Genomic DNA, 18,829 nt, shown 5'->3' on the forward strand with positions numbered 1-18,829 from the left:
AACCGAAATCCGTCGCGGTAATTTCAATCGGCCGCTAATGGAAATGGCCGTCTAGGGTGCGAGCTATGTACACGCTGCGGCCGGCGATGGTGGACGACGTCGACTTTCTGATGGACGTCGTACTGGAGGCGACTCGGGACCAGGGGCGACCTTCGCCGGAGGCTGATCCGGACTGGCGGGAGGGGTACGCCGACTGGACGCGTCGAGTGCTGGCCGACCCCGACGATCCGTCCGTCACCAGCGTTGTCGAGGTCGACGGACGACCGGTCGGACGGCTTCGCGTTGCGCGTCATCCGGGCTCGGTCGAGCTGTGCGGTCTCCAATTACTCCCCGCCGTACAGAGACAAGGCATCGGTACGGCGATCATCCGCGCACTGCAGCGGGAAGCGGCGGAACACGGCGTACCGCTCGATCTCGGCGTCGAGCACGACAACCCGAACGCCCGTCGCCTCTACGAGCGCCTCGGCTTCGTCAAGTACGCGGAGGACGACACCGAGGCCAAGCTTCGCTGGTCCCGTGACGGCGTACCGACGAACTGTTAATAGTCCCTCGATCCGCCCGCGGCCACGCTCAGCGCGGGCGCGGAACACGCCCCGTGCGCCACTACTAACAGTTCGTCCGTACGCATCCCTTGCGGTTCTGTGACGGTGTCGCGGATACCTCGGCGGCCGTGGGGAACCGGGTGACGATAGGGCCGTGGGTGCTCACTCGCGCGCGGGATCCCGGTGGGTGAGATCACTCCCGGGAGGGTTTGTGAAAGTTTTCACGAACGGATAACCTGAAGTAGACATGAAGTCGTAGAACCACTCAGGGAGAGTGAACCGCATGACAGCCCAGGTGCCGCACATCCTCGTCGTCGGAGGCGGTTACGTCGGGATGTACACCGCGTACGGACTGCGTCGCGCGGCCCGGAAAGGCAAGATCCGGGTCACCGTGGTCGACCCGCGGTCGGTGATGACCTACCAGCCGTTCCTGCCGGAGGCGGCGGCCGGGTCGGTGGAGCCGCGGCACGTGGTGGTGCCGCTGCGCAAGACGCTCAAGGGCTGCCGGGTGGTGACCGGCCGGGTGACCGGCATCGACCACGCGCACAAGGTCGCGAAGGTGATGCCCGAGGAGGGCCCGGAGTACGAGCTGGCCTACGACCAGGTCGTGGTCGCGCTCGGCTCGATCGCCCGCACGCTGCCGATCCCCGGGCTGGCCGAGAAGGCCACCGGCTTCAAGAACGTCGAAGAGGCGATCGCGCTGCGCAACAAGGTGCTGGACCGCCTGGACGTGGCGAGCTCGCAGCCCGACCCGGTACTGCGCAAGTCCGCGCTGACCTTCGTCTTCGTCGGCGGTGGGTACGCCGGGGTCGAGGCGTTCGCCGAGCTCGAGGACATGGCCCGCTACGCCACCCGGTACTACGACAACATCAAGCCCGAGGACATGCGCTGGGTGCTCGTCGAGGCGACCAACCGGATCCTGCCCGAGGTGGGCCCGGACCTGGGCAAGTACACGGTCGACCAGCTCCGCAAGCGGAACATGGACATCAAGCTGGAGACCCGGCTGGAGTCCTGCGAGAAGGGCCGCGTCGTGCTCAGCGACGGCGAGGAGTTCGACGCCGACACGATCGTCTGGACCGCCGGTGTGAAGGCGAACCCGGCCCTGGCCGCGACCGACTTCCCGCTCGACGAGCGTGGCCGGGTCAAGTGCCTGGCCAACCTGCGGATCGAGGGTGTCAACGACGCCTGGTCCGCCGGTGACAACGCCGCCGTACCGGACCTGACGTCCGACACCGGCGCGTACTGCGCACCGAACGCCCAGCACGCCGTCCGCCAGGCTGCGAGGCTCGCCGCAAACATCCTTCGCACCGTCGATGGCCAGCCGCCGCAGGACTACGAGCACAAGTACGTCGGCTCGGTTGCCAGCCTCGGCCTGCACAAGGGTGTGGCGCAGCTGTTCGGCATCAAGATCAAGGGCTGGCCGGCCTGGTTCCTGCACCGGACGTACCACGTCTCCCGCGTCCCCACCTTCAACCGGAAGGCCCGCGTCATCCTCGACTGGACGCTGGCCCTGTTCTTCCGCCGCGAGGTCACCTCGCTGGGGACGCTGCAGACTCCCAACGACGAGTTCCGCCGCGCCGCGCAGTCCTAGCCGGTCAACGGGAGCGGTGGCACCGGCCGCCGCTCCTACTCGTGCAGCAGGCCCGCGTCGTGAACCAGCAAAGCGATCTGGACGCGGTTGTTGAGGTCGAGTTTGGTGAGAATCCGCGAGACATGCGTTTTGACCGTCGGGACGCTCAGATAGAGGGTCGCGCCGATTTCCGCGTTCGATTTTCCTTCGCCGACCGCGACGGCGATATCGCGCTCGCGCTCGTTCAGCCCAGCCAGTCGGCTCATCGCCTTGGCCTTGCGCTGGTCCTGGCCGGAGGCGGCGACTCGGGTGATCAGTCGCTTGGTCACCGCTGGCGACAGCACGGGCTGGCCGCCGGCAACTCGGCGTACGGACTCGACGATCTCGGCCGGCGGGGTGTCCTTCAGCACGAATCCCGCGGCCCCTGCCCGCAAGGCGCGCAGTACGTGCTCGTCGGCGTCGAACGTGGTCAGGATGATGATCTCGGGTGCGCCCGGGCGACGGCGTACGGTCTCGGTGGCGGTGAGGCCGTCGGTGTTCGGCATCCGGATGTCCATCAGTACGACGTCCGGCGCGAGTCGCTCGATCAGGCCGGTGACCCCGGTCCCGTCGCCGGCCTCGCCGACCACACGGATGTCCGGTGCGCCGCCCAGCATCAGCTTCAGGCCGGCGCGCAGCAGCGGGTCGTCGTCGACGATCAGTACCCGGATCATGCCGGCCACGGTAGCCAGGCGGCGAGCCGGAAGTCGCCGTCGGGGGTGCGCCCGTGGTCGAGCCGGCCTTCCACCAGGGCCGCGCGCTCGGCCAGGCCGAGCAGCCCCTGGCCGTCACCGCGGCGCGAGTCGGGTGCCGGGTTGCGCACCTCGACCGCCAAGCCGTTGCCTGCGGCACCGATCACGCCGATCGTGACCCGCTCGCCCGGTGCGTGCTTCATCGCGTTGGTGAGGCCTTCCTGGACGATCCGGTACGCCGTACGGCCGACGTGGTCAGGCAGTGTCCCGGCAACCTCCAGCGACAGCTCGACCGGTACGCCAGCCGCCTGCGACGCCTCGACCAATGCCGGAAGATCCGCGAACGTCGGCTGCGGCAGCTCCCCGACCGGAGCCCGCAGTACGCCGATCACCTCGCGCAAGTCCTGCAGCGCCTGATGCGCGCTGGCGCGGATCACCTCGGCCGCCTCGGCGACCTCCTCGGTGGACGCGTCGGACCGGTAGGCGAGCGCTCCCGCATGCACGCTCAGCAACGACAACCGATGCCCGAGTACGTCGTGCATCTCGCGCGCAATCTCCTCGCGAGCCCGGAGTTGGCCCTGCTCAGCCTGCAGCCTGGCCACGGTCTCAGCTCGGTCGGCGCGGTCCCGGAGCGTTTGCACGAGCTGGCGCCGGGAGCGGATGTACAGGCCCCAGCCGGCGACCGCGACGTAGATCGAGATCGCCGCGACCGCCACCGCGACGCCGTCCGCCTGCTTCTTGACCTCCAGGTACGCCATCAGCGACAGGGCGTTGACCCCGAACACGAGCAGCGTGATCCGCAGCGGCCGGTAGACCGCCACGGACAGAATCAGGATCAGCGTCGGCCCGCTGGCCGTCTCGGAGAACACCGAGACCACCGAGGCGATCAGCGCCAACTGCACCGGCCAGCGCCTGCGGAACCACAAGGTCAGGGCCAAGGCCAGCCCCGAGATCAGGTCCAGCGCGGCCATCACCTCGCCGCCCGGCGGCTTGGCGCTGTCGTCGAACACGATCAGGCCGAACCCGATCGCGAACACGAACACGACGCTGTCCACGATCCAGTCGCGGGTACTGCGTCCTGGCCGGTCCATGAACACGACGGTACCGCCGCTCGAGCGCGCTCCCGGGGGTTCGGAGCTGTCCGGATACCGAAGTCGAGGTGATCCGGTCCTTTGGTTGACGGTAGGTTCCCGGGCATGAGTCAGCTCGCAGTCACCGTCATCGGCCCGGACCGCCCGGGCATCATCGCGGACGTCACCGAGGCCCTCGCCGGGACCGGCGTCAACCTCGAGGACTCCACGATGACGCTCCTGCGCGGTCACTTCGCGATGATGATCGTCTGCTCGGGGTCCCTGTCCGAGGTGAAGGCGGCGGTCGAGCCACTGCGCGGTGAGCTGGTCATCACGGTCCGCGAGATGGGCCCGGAGAACGAGCATGCCGCGATCGGGCCGTCGTACCTGCTGAGCGTGCACGGCGCCGACCGCCCCGGCATCGTCGCGGCCGTCACCCGGATGGTCGCCGCCGTCGGCGGCACCATCACCGACCTCGCCACCCGGCTGAGCGGCGACCTCTACGTCCTGACCGCCGAGGTCGAGCTGCCGCTGGACGCCGACCTCGAAACCCTCGAACGCGCCCTCGAGATCACCGCCGAAGAGCTCGGCGTCGGCGTCACCCTGAGCCCGGCGGAGAGCGACGACCTGTGAGCGTCGCCCACCTCAACCAGACCCTCGCCGCCTGGAGCCCCGCCCAGCTCGGCCTCGTCGGCGACGTCCTCGAAGTGGTCCGCGCCCCGCACCCCGTGCTCGCCACCGTTGGCGCCACCGTGGACCCCCTCGACCCCACCATGGTCGCCCTCGCCGCCGACCTGGTCGCCACCATGCGCGTCTCCCCCGGCTGCGTCGGCCTTGCCGCCCCCCAGGTCGGCATCTCCGTCCAGATGTTCGCCCTCGACGTCACCGGCCACCCCAAGACCCGCACCTGCCACGGCGTCTTCGTCCTCTGCAACGCCGTCGTCACCGAAGCCACCCGCCAGGAAAAAGCCCGCGAAGGCTGCATGTCCGTCCCCGACTTCACCGGCGACGTCAAACGCGCCACCCGCCTCACCGTCACCGGCGTCCTCCCCGGCACCACCGACCAGGTCACCATCAGCACCGACGCCTTCGAAGCCCGCGCCCTCCAGCACGAGATCGACCACTGCACCGGCAAACTCTTCCTCGACCGAGTCGCCGGAGCGCACGCCGTACACCCCCGCAAGGTCTACAAATAACGTACCCTCGACCCGCGCCCGGGTGGCGGAACGGCAGACGCAGCGAGCTTAAACCTCGCAGCCGAAAGGCGTACGGGTTCGAATCCCGTCCCGGGCACCTGTACGACGACCAGCCCCGCGCGCTCCGCAGCCGCTACCTTCGTCGCTCCGCTCCTCACCGCGCTCGGGGTGGTCGTCAGGTGCGGTGGTTGATCGGCGGCTGGTTGACCCGAGGGGTGGTCTTCGAGCCGGAGCTGGGCGCGGCGCTCGTCGGGAGCCAGATCATGAGCCTCGCACTGGAAGTTCCTCCGGTGGGGCGGACCGCCAGCACTGACTAAGTCCGCGCAGCCTGCCTGGTTCACGCTCAGGACGGGCTGTTCGGGTGAGTCTGGGGCGGGTTAATGAGTGGTACAGGTCCGGTGCGGGCGCTCTAGGTTGGCCGGGTGAGCCTTGAGATTCCTGAGCAGGTGCGTAGGACGGTCATGGCCGATGGGAACGAGCACTGGCTGGATGAGGTGCCCGGCGTGGTCGACTCGTTGGCGCGGGAGTGGGGGCTGACGGTCGGGGCGAGCTTGGCGGGTGGGCATGCAGCGTTGGTTGTCGGGGTGACGCTGGTTGACGGGACCGCGGCGGTTCTCAAGGTCGGGGTGCCGGGGCGGGACGTCGGGCCGGAGGCGGCGTTGCTGCGACTGGCGGACGGGGAGGGGTGCGCCAGGCTGTTGCGGGAGGACGTGAGTCGGCAGGCGCTGTTGCTGGAGCGGCTTGGAGCTCCGATGTATGACCTCGTGGCCGATCCTGTAAGACGCCACGAGCTGTTGTGCGATGTGGCGGTTCGGCTGTGGCGGCCGGTCGGTCGCGATGCTGACCTTCCGACCGGCGCGATGTTGGCTAAGCGGTACGCCGATCGGCTGCCTGAGCTGTGGGAGCACGCGGGCAGACCTTGTACGCCGGCCACCGTGGCGGACGCGCTGGAGTGCATGAACCGTCGTCGCCGCGCCCATGACGACCGGACTGCGGTTCTCGTGCACGGTGATATCCACGAGATGAATGCGCTGCAAGCGAGTCACGGCAGCTACAAGCTCATTGATCCGAGCGGGCTGTGGGCCGAGCCGGCGTGCGATCTGGGCACCATCCTGCGGTGCAACCCGGGCCTCGGCGATGATCTCCGAAAGCGGACCGAGTGGCTGGCCGCTCGCACGGGCGTGGATGCCAACGCCATCTGGGATTGGGGAACCATCCACCGAGTTGTCAGCGGCGTTTACGCCTGCAGCATCGGCTTTCAGCCCTTCGGCCATCAACTGCTGGCCGAAGCCGATCGTCTCACGGCGTAGTGGCGGCGCCGCGGGTCACAGTCAGGTCGGCCCGGCCGGCTGCGATGTAGGCGTCGACCTCGGGGAGGACGTCGGTCAGTGGGCGCTGCATGTCTAGCTGGAGGTAGTCGGCCGGCGGGCGTTGGACTCGGTCTGCCCAGTCTCGGAAGGAGGTCTCGCCATCGACAAGTTCATCGCCGAGGTCGGGCGGCGGCTGGTTGATGCTGCGGCGGTGGCTGCGGAGGCGTGGGCGCTGGGTGAGGCGGTCGTCGAGGAGTTGCAGGTCGTTGACCTGGCATTCGATGTAGCGGTAAGTGGCGTTGTGCTGCTGGGCGATCTCCAGGCCTCGGGTCAGGATCCTGGGGTAGAAGCATGGGCTGTCCATGACCACGTCGTGCCCTTGCGCGAGGATGTGGCCCGCCTGCCCGTACATGACCTCGTAGGCCGCCTTGGAGCTGGCAGGGACGTCGAAGCCGGCGTCGAGGACAGCGGTCTTGATGACGTCGTAGTCGACGGAGATCGCACCGAACGTCGCCGCGACGTACGCGGCGACGGTGGACTTTCCGGCACCGGGGAGGCCCGACATCTGCAGCAGGAACATGCGGCTCACCCTAGGCGAAGCGGCGCGTAGTGGCTCAGCGAAGCGTCTACCACGGCGAGACCGTGGGCGGCGCCTACTAGCTCATGCCGTACGGCGTCAACCGCGCCAGTGCGCAGCAGCGACTCGACCACGGTGGTCGTGGTGGATTCCGGTACTGCGCCGTGCCGCCCCAACACCTTGAGGACCTCCGACATGCTGTCGCTGGGGAACTCCACGCGCAAACGGTCGACAGGTTCGCAGACCGTCGTACCAGCGGCGCGCAACGCCTCAGCTATCACGAGCGCGGCGGTGGCGCGGACGTCGGCAGGGTGGGGCGCAGCCGGCGGATAGCCGGATTCGGTGAGGGTCACGCGGAGGTCGGTGACTGGCCAGCCGTGCGGGCCGGCGGACAGCGGGTCGGCCAGATATCCCAGCACAGCCTCGCGGAAGGCTTCGGTCGTGCCGTAAACGTGAAGGGGCAGCGAGCCATGCTCGGCGGTGATCTCCAGCGAGACGCCGCTGCCGGGTGGGCCAGGCTCCACGGTGAGGCCGAGCGTGACCGGGTACTGGTGTTCGCCGTACCGGAGAGCGGCGTAGCCAAAACCGGTGGGGCGCTCGATGCAGATGACCGTAGGGCGGCCGAGGGCGACCTCGATGCCGTAGTCGGTGGCGAGGGATTCGGCGATGACTTCCTGCTGGACCTTGCCGTAGAGGCTGACGTGGAGTTCGTCGTTCTGGACGCGCAGGGTGATCAGCGGGTCGATGTCCGCGAGCTCGGTGAGGGCTTGGTGGAGGTCGTTCTGGCGGGCGGGGTCCTTGGCGGTGATGGTGGACTGCAGCGCGGGCGGACGGAAGTTCGGCGTCGGTACGCCGGTCGGCCGGGTACCGATCCAGTCGCCGATGCGCGCTTGGTCGAGCCCCTCGACCTGGACGATCTGCCCGGCGGTCGCCCGCGCAGCCGGTACGGCGCCGCCCGGCTGATGCACCTGCAGCGCTGTAACGGTGCCTTGGGCAACATGATCCCGTACGGCGAGGGAGCCCGCGCGAAGGCGGATCGAACAGAGGCGGGCCCGCTTCGAGGTCCGCTCGATCTTGAACACCTGCCCGGCAACTGGTCCGCCAACGTCGCCATTCGAGGTGGGAAACAGCCGCAGGATCGCGGAAGTCAACTCCTCAACCCCGGCGAGCGTACGAGCGGACCCGGAAAACACCGGCGACACGGCACATCCGGACGTCAACTCCCGCAGACTCCGCCAGAGCCGGTCCCACGACGGCAGTCCGCCGTCGATCCATTCCTGCAGCAACACATCGTCGTACGACGCGAGATCGGAGCAGAGTTGCGAGCGGGATCCCAGCGTGACAACGGATTCCGTGAGGTGCCGCCGGATGTTCCGCACCGTCCGCTCGACGTCCGCACCCATCCGGTCGACCTTGTTGACGAAGAAGATCGTCGGCACGTTGAGACGGCGCAGCGCACGATGCAGGACGATCGTCTGCGCCTGAATGCCTTCGACGGCAGACACCACCAGTACGGCGCCGTCCAAGACCGACAGGGACCGGTCCACCTCAGCGATGAAATCAGGGTGTCCCGGAGTATCGACGATGTTGACCCCGACGTCCGCCGCGTGGAACGTCGCGACCGCGGCCCGGATCGTGATTCCGCGCCGGCGCTCCATCGCGAGCGTGTCGGTCTGCGTCGTACCGTCGTCGACCCGGCCGCGCTGCGCGACGGCGCCACCGAGCTGCAGCAGCGCCTCGGTCAGGCTCGTCTTGCCGGCGTCGACGTGGGCGAGGACGCCCAGGTTCAGCCAGCGGCGCGGTACTGCAGGGGCAAGAGTGGTTCGATCCATGAAAGTCCTCGTGAGCAGTTGGAGTGGGGCAGTGTGCTCACGAGTTGGCGCATGGGTCGGTTTCCCTTTCGAATGGCTGAAAGGCCCACGATGTTCGACCGCCCCCTGGGTGTCAATCGATTTAGGACCGGGGAGACGCCGGGGCCTTCCCGGGTACTCGCGGCGCTATCCGCGCGGCGAGGGTTGAGCAATGAGAAGACGCATTGCAGTGGTGGGGATGGCCGCGATCGCGCTGATCGCGGCGCCGTTGCGGGCCGAGGCCGCGCCGAACGACCTGCAGCCCGGGCTCGACGAAGTCGTCCGTACGGCGGGTGTCGGCGCGCAGGTGGACGTGCGGGACGGGAACCGGGTCTGGCGCGGGCGGAGCGGTGTCGCCGAGGTCGGTACGACGCGCCCGGTGCCGCTGAACGGCCGGTTCCGGATCGGGAGTATCACCAAGACGTTCCTGGCGACCCTGGTGCTGCAGCTGGCGGCCGAGAAGCGGCTGAAGCTCGATGATCCGGTCTCGAAGTGGTATCCGGAGATCGAAGGCGTCACCGTGCGGCAACTGCTGAACCACACCAGCGGCCTGTACGACGTGCTGTATACGCTCCCCCGACCGCCGCAGCCGGAGTTCTACGCGAACCGCTACCGGACGTGGACCGCGGACGAGCTGATCCAGCGGGCGCTCGCGAACCCGCCGACGGGTGAGCCCGGCGAGAAGTACAACTACTCCAACACCAACTACCTCCTGCTCGGTGAGATCGTCGAGAAGGTCAGTGGACGTTCGTACGCCCGGCAGATCGAGCGCCGCATCCTCAAGCCGCTCAAGCTCGAGCAGACGAGCGTGCCGGGCACGAAGCCGTGGATTCCGGGACCGCACGCGCAGGGATACGTACCGAACCCGGACCGCACGCTGCGAGACTTCACGACGATGAACCCGTCGCTGTTCGGCGCGGCCGGCGAGATGATCTCGACCACGCACGACCTCGATCGCTTCATGACCGCGCTGCTCGGCGGGGAGCTACTGCCGCCGTACCTGCTCGCGCAGATGAAGACGCCTGGCATTGAAGGCGGTCACTACGGCCTAGGCCTCGCCTGGCGCGACCTGGAGACCTGCAAGATGCGTGTCTACGGCAACGATGGTGACGCGCTTGCCTACCAGAGCTGGTCGTTCAGCACCGAGGACCTCCACAAGCGAGTCAGCCTGGTCCTCACCCCGAACTTCACGACCGACTCCGACGACGTCCTGGATCCCTTCCTGGACAAGGCCTTCTGCGGCTAGACGTCGGCGAGTTCGCGGGCTCGGAGCAGGACGGCGTCGGTCATGGCTTCGGTGAGCTTGCCGGTGAAGGTGTTCTGCTGACTGGGGTGGAAGCAGCCGATGACGGTCACGCCGCCGAGTTGGTGTTCTACGGCGTGACCGAACTTCGGCCGGGGCTTCGGTACGGCGATCCCGAGCGAAGCGAGTCCGGCCAGCAAGGCGTCGTACCCGAACTTGCCGAGGCAGATGATGACTCGGGTGGTCGGCAGCACGAGCTCGAGTTCGCGGCGGAACCATGGGGAGCAGGTGTCGCGCTCGAGCGGGGTGGGTTTGTTGGCGGGCGGGGCGCAGCGAACGGCGGCGATCATGCGGGTGGCGTGCAACCGCAAGCCGTCCCCGGCATGGAGCGAAGTCGGCTGGTTGGCCAATCCCACCCGGTGCAGGGCGGCGAAGAGCCAGTCGCCGGAGCGGTCGCCGGTGAAGACGCGGCCGGTGCGGTTGCCGCCGTTCGCGGCCGGGGCCAGGCCGGCGATCAGGATCCGCGGCTCGGCGGCGCCCCAGCCGGGGATCGGCCGACCCCAGTACGGCTGGTCCGCGAACGACGCACGCTTGCTGTGGGCAACCTCTTCGCGCCATTCCACCAGCCGGTCGCACGCCCGGCAGACCGAGACCCGCGCCTCGATCTCAGCGAGGTCAGCCAGCGCCAGCTCATGCACCTCGGATGCCGACCGAGCGACCGGCGTACCGGGCGCTGCCGGGTCCTCCGGCCATCCGGTCCCCGGCGGGACCGGACTCTCGAACAGCTTCCCGGTCAACGGATGCGGCAACTTCACCCCTCCAGACTAGACCTTGATGCGGAACAGCTTCTCGGCGTTGCGGAACGCGATCTTTTCCTTGTCCGCCCGCGGAAGATCGACTGCCCGGAACCAGTCGGTCCCTTCTTTGATGCTGTCGATGAAGGGATAGTCGGTGGCGAACATCACTCGATCCACACTGATGTGTTTCAGCAGGAGATGGAGCAGCTCGTCCTGGAAGAATGCGCTGGTGGTGAACCAGAAGTTGTCCTGGAAGTACTGCTCGAAGGGCTTCTCGAGCGAGTTCTCGGTGGGCTCGCCCATGTCGTTGACGATCCGCTCGTAGTAGAACGGAAGGCCTTCGCCCATATGGCCGACGATGATCTTCAGTTTGGGGAATCTGTCGAACATCCCGTACGTGATCATTCGGACGCACTGGATCAGCACCTCTTGGTGCCAGCCAAGTCCGGACCCACTGAAGATGTAGTCCTGGAACTCCTTCGTGTATTCCGGCCGCGTCGTGCGGTAGTAGATGTCGTAGATCTCGTCGGCCGGATACCCGGGATGCAGATAGATCGGCACATCGAGAGCTTCGGCACGCGCCAGCACGGGTTCGAAATCGGGATGATCGAGGTACTTCTTGCTGATGTGCCCGTTGGTCAGTGCGCCCAGGAAGCCGTCTTCGCGCACTGATCGTTCCAGTTCGTCCGCCGCCGCCTCCGGGGTCTGCAAGGGCAAGGTGGCGAAGGCCTGGAAGCGGCCCGGGTACCTGGCCATCGGCCCCTCGACAAGCATCCGATTGAGGCGATGGGCAAAGTCGATCCCCTTCTTCCCAGGGACATTTTGCACGGACGGCGTATGCGCGGAGAGGATTTGAACGTTGAGTCCTCCCTGATCCATGTCGCGGATGCGGCGGGCGCCCAGATCCGCAAGACCGATGTCCGTGAGGAACGCGATGTGATCCTTGTTGAGGGAGTTCAGCTTCATCAGCTCGGGAGTCGAGAAAGTCTCTTCCGCGCCGAGGAACTTCAGATCTTGGTCACGAAGCATGATGTCTTTCTCGGTGTGCGAGATCTGCGGATCCTTCGGGCCGCCGTCGCGTGTCGCGAGTGCCGTCGCGGACATTCCGACGCCGGCGCCGAGTGCGGCCGCACCGGCGACAAACCCGCGGCGCCCGAGCAACCGTCGCGGTGGTTCTTGCTGAAGCGGTTCCATTCTGTCTGTGCTCCTTCGGTGGGTTTCCTTGGCCGTGCGAATTACGGTCCCAGGTCTGCCCGCCCGAATCGTCCGCCCACAGAAGACACCTCCCGGTACTCCGCACGGAGTACCGGCAGCGGCAGGCTGGCCCGCACCTCGAACCCTCCGGACTCACCCGGGCCGGCGGACAGCTCGCCGCCGACGGCCCGTGCTCGCCCTGTCATCCCGGCAATCCCGAACCCGGCTGGCGTCACCAGTGAGCTCGATCGTGCGGGCCCGTGATCGGCGACTGTGATCTGCAGCCGGTGGCCGTCTTGGTCGAGTCGGACGGTCGCGTGCTTGGCCGTCGAGTGCCGAATGACGTTGGTGAGTGACTCCTGGATGATTCGGTAGGCCACGACGGACACTGTCGAAGGCAGCTGGTCCGGCAGCCCGGCGGCCTCCAGGTCGACCCGGACATCGGCGGCCTCGGCCATCTCCACCAGGCGCTGCAGCTCGCCGAGGTGGGGCGCAGGCTCGGTTGGCTCCGCCTCGCCCCCATGCAGGACGTCCAGAACGGCACGCAGCTCCTGGAGCGTCGCGCGGCTCGTGTCCGACAGGCTGTGCAGCGTGCTGGACAGCTCCTGCAGCGACGCATCACCGCGCCTCGGCAGCTGGTCGATCAGGTGCGCGGCGACGGATGCCTGGACGTTCGCAACGGCGAGGCTGTGCGCCAGTACGTCGTGCAGCTCGGCGGCAATCAGGACTCGCTCCTCGGCAACCCGCCGCTCAACCTCGTCGGCACGCTCCTGCTCGACCCGCGCGGTGACGGCGGCTTTCCAGTTTTCACGGAAGCGGACCGCCAGGCCAGCGAAGAAGGCCATGAACAGCCAGCCCACGCCGAGCAGAGCATCGCTCAGGGCCCCGGACGCCTCGTCGGCAAGAACAGGCACGGTCACTGCGGCCACCGCTACCAGGGCAGCGAGGGGCCGCCGCTGCGGCTCGCTATAGCGTGCCGCAGCAAACGCCGCCACGAGTGAGGCCGGCATCGCGGCCTCGTGGGGGTAGTCGAAGACGTGGTACGGCGTCGACACGACCAGGACCGCGACGACGGCGAGGATCGGCCGGCGCCGGCGGGCCAGCAACGGCACCGCCATCGCGCCCAGCAGCAGGACCGCCCACACGTCCACCCGGCGCTCGCCGTCGAAGTCGACCGTCTCGAGCATGATCGCCACGGCGACGCCGAGCACGAACGACCCCGCCGCCAGCAGCCGGTCGGCTACTGGCGGGCGGAGCGCCGTCATTGTCCCTTGTTCGAGAGTTTGCCGGGCCACCAGATCCGCGAGCCCAGCGACATCGTCAGTGCGGGAACCACGATGGAGCGCACCAGCAGGGTGTCGATGAGCACACCGACGGCGACCAGGATCCCGATCTCGATCAGCAGGACGAGCGGCAGCGAGGCGAGCACCGCGAACGTCGCCGCCAGTACGACGCCGGCCGAGGTGATCACGCCGCCGGTCACCGCGAGGCCGCGCTTGGCGCCCGCTACGGTCCCGTGCCGGACGGCTTCCTCACGGACCCGGCTCATCAAGAAGATGTTGTAGTCGACACCGAGCGCGACCAGGAAGAGGAACCCGATCAGAGGCACCGACGACTCCCAGCCGCCGAACCCGAGCACCCGGTCGAACAACAGGTTGCACAGTCCAAGGGCTCCGAAGAACGACACCACGACGGTTGCCACCAGCACCAGCGGAGCCACGACCGCCCGCAGCAGCAGTCCCAGGATGACGAGCACTACCAGCAGGATCAACGGCATCACCCGATCGCGGTCACTCTTGTTCGTCTCGTCCGTGTCCAGCAGCTCGGCACTCGATCCGCCGACCAGCGCGGCGTCACCGGCCACCTTCTGGACGGTGTCCCGCAGCCGCTTGATCGTGGCCGTCTCGCCCGCGCTCTCCGGCGAATCGACCGGGATTGCTTCGATCTCTACCCAGTCCTTGCTGGCCCGACCGGTCTCGGCGCCGGCAACCCCGGACGTGCTTCGGACGGCAGCCAGGACCTCCTTGCTCTTGTCCGGCCGGCTCATCACCGTGACCGGCTGCCCGCCTTGACCGGGGAAGCGCTCGTCGATCAGCTTGGCACCCGTCACCGAGTCCGGAATGGAACGGGCGAACTGGTCCAGCTGCGGAAGCGCACCGTTCGCACCCACCAAGCCCAGCGCGAGAGCTCCCAGGATCACCAGCGGCGCGGCCCAACTGACCACACGTCGACGATCGACCAGCTCGCCGAGCCTGGCCCAACGCGATCCAGACCGGCGTACCTCAGCCCCAAATCGCGGCACGAACGGCCAGAAGACCCTGCGCCCGAGCACCACCAGCAGGGCCGGGAAGAACGTCAGCATGACCAGCAACGAGGCCGCGATGCCCGCCGCACCCACCGGGCCGAGACCGCTGGTGCTGTTGAGATCCGCGACCAGCAGGCACAGCAGACCTGCTGTTACCGTCCCCGCCGAAGCGGCGATGGCCGGGCCGGCCCCACGCAGCGCCGCGAGCATCGCGTCGATCGGGCGCTCGTGGTGGTGCAGTTCCTCGCGGTAGCGAGACACCAGGAGCAAGGCATAGTCGGTGCCTGCGCCGAAGACCAGCACGATCAGCAGCGCCGAGCTCATGCTCGTGATGGTGAAGTCGAAGACCTGGGTGAGCGCATACACGGCACCCATCGACGTGACCGCCGCGACCCCGACCGAGACGAGTGGTACCAGCCACAGCAGCGGACTGCGGTAGGTCAGGATCAGCAGGAGCGCCACCACCACTGCCGTGGCGAGCAGCAACCTCGCGTCCACGGCATCGAAGATCTCGTCCATATCGGCCCCGATCGCGGACGGACCGGTGACATAGGCGTTCAGACCGGCCGGCCGGTCGGCGAGAAGGGCACGAGCATCTGCCACCGTTGTGGCCTCGGCCTCATCGGTGATCCACTTGTGGTCCAGCGGTAGCCCGAGCATCAGCGCCGTACCGTGGCTCGATTCGACGATCTCCGGAGGTGCGTCGGCACTGTTGCCGAATCGCTTCGCCAGCTCGGTGTAGTCGCGTTCGGCCGCCGCCCGATCACCCGGTTGGATGCCGGCGGCTCGTTCGTACACGACCACGAGCAGGCCATCCCCACCGTCGGGCAGGCCGGCCTCGGCCAGGAGCACCTTGGTCGATTGAGCGCTGGCCGGCAGATAGTCGGCCTGGTTGTCGCGAGTCACCGAGTCGAGCTTGCCGGCCAGCGAGAGACCACCGACCACCAGCCCGATCCACACCGCCAGCATGAGCCACGGCAGCGCGGTCTTGGGCCGTGATCTCCTTGGTCCGTTATCGAATCTCGTGGGGCTAGGTGCCCGTAGGTCAGTCGTCATGGTCATCAGGCTCCCAATCCAGCGGAGCCGACGCGTCCGGCCACAGCAGACACTTCCCAGTACTCCGTACGGAGTACGACGGACCTACAGCAGCGAGAGAGCGACCCCGTCGAGGATGTCGTGCTCGGAGACGATCACTTCGCCGACCGCCATCCGGTCGTAGAGGCGCTGCAGGATCAGTGCGCCGGCGCCGATCACGTCGACCCGGCCGGGGTGGATCGCCGGGTTCGTGACGCGCTCGGCCTTGGTCGACCGCGTCAGCCAGTACGTCGTCTCACGCAACTGCGGTCCCGAGATCCGGGCGTGGTGGATCCGCGCCGAGTCGTACTCGGTCAGCTTCCCGACGACCGCGGCTACCGTGGTGACCGTCCCGGCGACTCCGATCAACGCCCGCGCAGCCGTGATCGGCACCGAGGTCGTGGCCAGGATCGCGTCGATGTCCTTACCCGCCGCCGCCAGTTCGGCGGCCGTCGACGGGTCGGTCTTGATGTGGCGCTCGGTCATCCGCACCGACCCCACGTTCAGCGACTCCGCCGCGATCACCCCGGACGCGTCCCCGAGGATGAGCTCGGTCGACCCACCACCGATGTCCGCGACCAGATAAGGCCCCGGTACGGCGAGCGCCCCCAACCCACCCGTGGCGCCGCGGAAGCTCAGCTCAGCCTCTTCCGCACCAGAGATGATCTCCGGCTGAACGCCGAGCCGCTGGACGATCCCGGCAAAGAACTCGTCGCGGTTGCTCACATCCCGCGCTGCCGAGGTCGCCACGAACCGGATCCGCCCGACACCGGCCGCGCGGATCAGTTCGGCGTACTCCTCAGCGGCAGCGAAAACCCGCGCGAGCGCCTCCGGAGCGAACCGCCCGGTCGCGTCGACGCCCTGTCCGAGCCGGACGATCTGCATCCGCCGGTCGAGCTGCACCAGACCGTCCGGGCCCGCCGAGGCGATCAGCAGGCGAATCGAGTTCGTGCCGCAGTCGATCGCGGCCACCCGGTCAGACACAGGGCCCCCGGCGTCCCCAGTCCTGAAGCATGTCCAGGGCCTCGTCGCCGAGCGGGTTCACGCCACGGCCGGCCGCCAGCGAGTGACCGGCCAGCACGTGCAGACACTTCACCCGCGTCGGCATCCCGCCGGCGCTGATCCCGTCGATCTCGTCGACGTGCTCGATCGACTCGCGGTGCGCGAGATAAGACTCGTGCGCGGCCCGATAAGCCTCGGCCAGCGCAGGGTCCTCACCGAGCCGGTCGGTCATGTCCTTCATGACCCCCTCGGCCTCGAGGGTGCCGATCGCCGAAGCGAGCCGCGGGCACGTCACGTAGTACGTCGTCGGGAACGGCGTACCGTCCGGCAACCGGGGTTCGGTCTCGACCACGTCCGGCAGGCCGCAGCTGCAACGGTGCGCGATGGATCGGATACCACGCGCGGTCCGGCCGAGCTGCTTGCCGACGGCCTCGATGTCGTCGGGGCTGACGCTCAACGGATCACCTTTCGGGCGAGGGGGTCAGGATCGGTTTCGGCGTCGGTGTGACCGGCCGCTTCGTCGGTGCCGCCGGTGGCTTTCCGGCGCCCTCGACACTCCCCCACAACTTCGTGTACCAAACCGGCTTCTGGGTGGCTTCGTCGCCGGGTTCCACCGGCGCCCCCGGCTCCGGCGGCGCGCCGATCGGCTTGCCGTCGGCACCGATCACCCGGTAGCCGACCTCGCCCGGCATCACCCAGCCGAGCCGTTGCCGCGCCTGCGCCTTCACGAACGCGTCGTCGTCCCAGCGGGCGATCTCGTCGTTCAGCTCCTTGACCCGCTTCTGCCGGTCGTGGATCTCCTGGTTCAGCGCGGTGATCTGCTGGTGCTGGTCGAACCACACCCGCAAGCTCTGCGCGTACGACACGATCAGCGCACCGAGCACGAGCAGCACGACGGCCGCCCGCCCGGTCAGGTTGCGGGATCCCCTGGTCCGGACCGGGCCGGCCCCGGCGGAGACCGCCGGCCGGCGTTTGGGCTGGTCGCCCCGGCGGGACGGTGGCCGCGTCTGGGTACGGCTGGACGGCCGTGAACCAGGACGTGCACCGGACTCCCGTCGGGACGACATGCGCAAACTCCCTGAATCAGCCCTGGTAGCGGGGGAAGGCCGAACGACCGGCGTAGACCGCCGCGTCGTCGAGCTCCTCCTCGATCCGGAGCAGCTGGTTGTACTTCGCGGTCCGGTCGGACCGGGCCGGGGCGCCGGACTTGATCTGACCGCAGTTGGTCGCGACCGCGAGGTCGGCGATCGTGGTGTCCTCGGTCTCGCCGGAGCGGTGGCTCATCATGCAGGTGAAGCCGTTGCGGTGGGCCAGGTCGACCGCGTCCAGGGTCTCGGTCAGCGAACCGATCTGGTTCACCTTGACCAGCAGGCTGTTCGCGGACTTCTCGGTGATACCGCGCTGCAGCCGCTCGACGTTGGTGACGAACAGGTCGTCGCCGACGATCTGGATCTTGTCGCCGAGCTGGCCGGTGAGGTTCTTCCAGCCCTCCCAGTCCTCCTCGTTCAGCGGGTCCTCGATCGAGACGATCGGGTACGACGCGACCAGGTCGGCGTAGTAGGCGATCATCTCGTCGCCCGACTTCTTGCCGCCCTCGAAGGCGTAGACGCCGTCGGTGTGGAACTCGCTGGCCGCCACGTCCATCGCGAGCGCGATGTCGGTGCCGAGCTTCAGGCCGGTCTTCTCGACCGCGACCGCGATCAGGTCGAGCGCCTCGCGGTTGCTGGCCAGGTTCGGCGCGAAGCCGCCCTCGTCACCCAGCCCGGTGGACAGGCCGCGCTCCTTCAGGACCGCCTTCAGCGCGTGGTAGACGCTCGCACCCTGCATCAGGGCCTCGGCGTAGGTCGAGGCGCCGATCGGGGCGATCATGAACTCCTGCACGTCGACATTGCTGTCCGCGTGCGAGCCGCCGTTCAGGATGTTCATCATCGGGACCGGCAGGACGTGCGCGTTCGGGCCGCCGACGTACCGGAACAGCGGCAGGCCGGAGCTCTCCGCCGCGGCCTTCGCGACCGCCAGGCTGACGCCGAGGATGGCGTTCGCGCCCAGCTTGGCCTTGTTCGGGGTCCCGTCCAGGTCGAGCAGCGCGTGGTCGATCAGCCGCTGCTCGTGGACGTCGTACCCGACGATCTCCTTGTCGATGTCCTCGAGGATGGCCGTGACGGCCTTCAGGACACCCTTGCCGCCGTACCGGGCCTTGTCGCCGTCACGGAGCTCGACGGCCTCGAACTGACCGGTGGAGGCACCCGACGGCACTGCGGCCCGGGCAACGGTGTCGTCGTCGAGGAGAACCTCGACCTCGACAGTGGGGTTGCCGCGCGAGTCGAGAATCTCGCGGGCGCCGACGGCCTCGATGGTGGCCACAATT

At 68.2% G+C, this 18,829-nt stretch carries 18 protein-coding genes and 1 tRNA gene; 7 read left to right on the top strand and 12 right to left on the bottom strand.

Going from position 1 to position 18,829, the window contains the following annotated elements; genetic code table 11:
• Positions 1–65: 65 nt before the first annotated feature.
• Positions 66–542: a GNAT family N-acetyltransferase gene (locus tag ABZS29_RS02960; protein ID WP_355457976.1), complete on the top strand. Its 477-nt coding sequence runs from the start codon at positions 66–68 to the stop codon at positions 540–542.
• A gap of 283 nt (positions 543–825) precedes the next feature.
• Complete coding sequence (locus ABZS29_RS02965) at positions 826–2,133, top strand: NAD(P)/FAD-dependent oxidoreductase (RefSeq protein WP_355457977.1); 1,308 nt, start codon at positions 826–828, stop codon at positions 2,131–2,133.
• 35 nt (positions 2,134–2,168) lie between these two features.
• Here the strand turns inward: ABZS29_RS02965 and ABZS29_RS02970 are convergent, their stop codons facing one another.
• Together ABZS29_RS02970 and ABZS29_RS02975 are read right to left on the bottom strand one after the other, a co-directional pair.
• Positions 2,169–2,825 carry a response regulator transcription factor gene (locus ABZS29_RS02970; RefSeq protein WP_355457979.1) on the bottom strand — a complete coding sequence of 219 codons (657 nt, stop codon included), beginning with the start codon at positions 2,823–2,825 and terminating at the stop codon, positions 2,169–2,171.
• Positions 2,822–3,934 carry a histidine kinase gene (locus ABZS29_RS02975; protein ID WP_355457981.1) on the bottom strand — a complete coding sequence of 371 codons (1,113 nt, stop codon included), beginning with the start codon at positions 3,932–3,934 and terminating at the stop codon, positions 2,822–2,824. Before ABZS29_RS02975 ends, ABZS29_RS02970 begins: the two co-directional genes overlap by 4 nt.
• A 105-nt stretch (positions 3,935–4,039) precedes the next feature.
• Here ABZS29_RS02975 and ABZS29_RS02980 point away from each other — a divergent pair, with 105 nt between their 5' ends.
• The 4 genes from ABZS29_RS02980 (at position 4,040) to ABZS29_RS02995 (ending at position 6,419) form a co-directional block, all read left to right on the top strand.
• Entirely contained in the window at positions 4,040–4,546 is a 507-nt protein-coding gene (locus ABZS29_RS02980) for an ACT domain-containing protein (protein ID WP_355457982.1), read from the top strand.
• Positions 4,543–5,109, top strand: coding sequence for a peptide deformylase (locus tag ABZS29_RS02985; RefSeq protein ID WP_355457984.1), 567 nt, complete (start codon positions 4,543–4,545; stop codon positions 5,107–5,109). The genes ABZS29_RS02980 and ABZS29_RS02985 overlap by 4 nt, the downstream gene beginning before the upstream one ends.
• 16 nt (positions 5,110–5,125) lie before the next feature.
• A tRNA-Leu gene (locus tag ABZS29_RS02990) sits at positions 5,126–5,206 on the top strand.
• 325 nt (positions 5,207–5,531) lie between these two features.
• A complete protein-coding gene (locus ABZS29_RS02995) occupies positions 5,532–6,419 on the top strand; it encodes an aminoglycoside phosphotransferase family protein (protein WP_355457986.1) in 888 nt (295 codons plus the stop codon).
• Here the strand turns inward: ABZS29_RS02995 and ABZS29_RS03000 are convergent.
• Together ABZS29_RS03000 and ABZS29_RS03005 are read right to left on the bottom strand one after the other, a co-directional pair.
• A complete protein-coding gene (locus ABZS29_RS03000) occupies positions 6,409–6,999 on the bottom strand; it encodes an AAA family ATPase (protein ID WP_355457988.1) in 591 nt (196 codons plus the stop codon). The two genes, ABZS29_RS02995 and ABZS29_RS03000, sit on opposite strands and share 11 nt — an antisense overlap.
• A 5-nt stretch (positions 7,000–7,004) precedes the next feature.
• The gene (locus tag ABZS29_RS03005; RefSeq protein WP_355457990.1) at positions 7,005–8,828 is read right to left on the bottom strand and encodes a GTP-binding protein; all 1,824 of its coding nucleotides are present in this window, start codon (positions 8,826–8,828) and stop codon (positions 7,005–7,007) included.
• Between the two features lie 190 nt (positions 8,829–9,018).
• On the opposite strand from ABZS29_RS03005, the gene ABZS29_RS03010 reads away from it, so the two are divergent.
• On the top strand, positions 9,019–10,092 hold the full coding sequence (locus ABZS29_RS03010) for a serine hydrolase domain-containing protein (RefSeq protein ID WP_355457992.1): 1,074 nt from the start codon (positions 9,019–9,021) through the stop codon (positions 10,090–10,092).
• Here ABZS29_RS03010 and ABZS29_RS03015 read toward each other — a convergent pair.
• The 8 genes from ABZS29_RS03015 to eno all read right to left on the bottom strand — a co-directional run bounded on the left by ABZS29_RS03015 (position 10,089) and on the right by eno (position 18,825).
• Positions 10,089–10,904 carry a uracil-DNA glycosylase gene (locus ABZS29_RS03015; protein ID WP_355457994.1) on the bottom strand — a complete coding sequence of 272 codons (816 nt, stop codon included), beginning with the start codon at positions 10,902–10,904 and terminating at the stop codon, positions 10,089–10,091. The genes ABZS29_RS03010 and ABZS29_RS03015 overlap by 4 nt on opposite strands.
• A 9-nt stretch (positions 10,905–10,913) precedes the next feature.
• Entirely contained in the window at positions 10,914–12,080 is a 1,167-nt protein-coding gene (locus ABZS29_RS03020; RefSeq protein ID WP_355457995.1) for an amidohydrolase family protein, read from the bottom strand.
• Positions 12,081–12,121: 41 nt separating this feature from the next.
• On the bottom strand, positions 12,122–13,345 hold the full coding sequence (locus ABZS29_RS03025; protein WP_355457997.1) for a histidine kinase: 1,224 nt from the start codon (positions 13,343–13,345) through the stop codon (positions 12,122–12,124).
• Positions 13,342–15,354: an MMPL family transporter gene (locus ABZS29_RS03030; RefSeq protein ID WP_355457998.1), complete on the bottom strand. Its 2,013-nt coding sequence runs from the start codon at positions 15,352–15,354 to the stop codon at positions 13,342–13,344. Before ABZS29_RS03030 ends, ABZS29_RS03025 begins: the two co-directional genes overlap by 4 nt.
• 171 nt (positions 15,355–15,525) lie before the next feature.
• Positions 15,526–16,443, bottom strand: coding sequence for a Ppx/GppA phosphatase family protein (locus tag ABZS29_RS03035; protein WP_355457999.1), 918 nt, complete (start codon positions 16,441–16,443; stop codon positions 15,526–15,528).
• Complete coding sequence (locus ABZS29_RS03040; RefSeq protein ID WP_355458001.1) at positions 16,436–16,918, bottom strand: DUF501 domain-containing protein; 483 nt, start codon at positions 16,916–16,918, stop codon at positions 16,436–16,438. Before ABZS29_RS03040 ends, ABZS29_RS03035 begins: the two co-directional genes overlap by 8 nt.
• A 4-nt stretch (positions 16,919–16,922) precedes the next feature.
• A complete protein-coding gene (locus ABZS29_RS03045) occupies positions 16,923–17,528 on the bottom strand; it encodes a septum formation initiator family protein (protein WP_355458003.1) in 606 nt (201 codons plus the stop codon).
• Between the two features lie 16 nt (positions 17,529–17,544).
• Complete coding sequence (gene eno, locus ABZS29_RS03050) at positions 17,545–18,825, bottom strand: phosphopyruvate hydratase (RefSeq protein ID WP_355458005.1); 1,281 nt, start codon at positions 18,823–18,825, stop codon at positions 17,545–17,547.
• Between the last annotated feature and the right edge of the window lie 4 nt (positions 18,826–18,829).

Origin of the sequence: Kribbella sp. NPDC005582, assembly GCF_040605415.1 — a bacterium.
Classification (GTDB): Bacteria; Actinomycetota; Actinomycetes; order Propionibacteriales; family Kribbellaceae; genus Kribbella.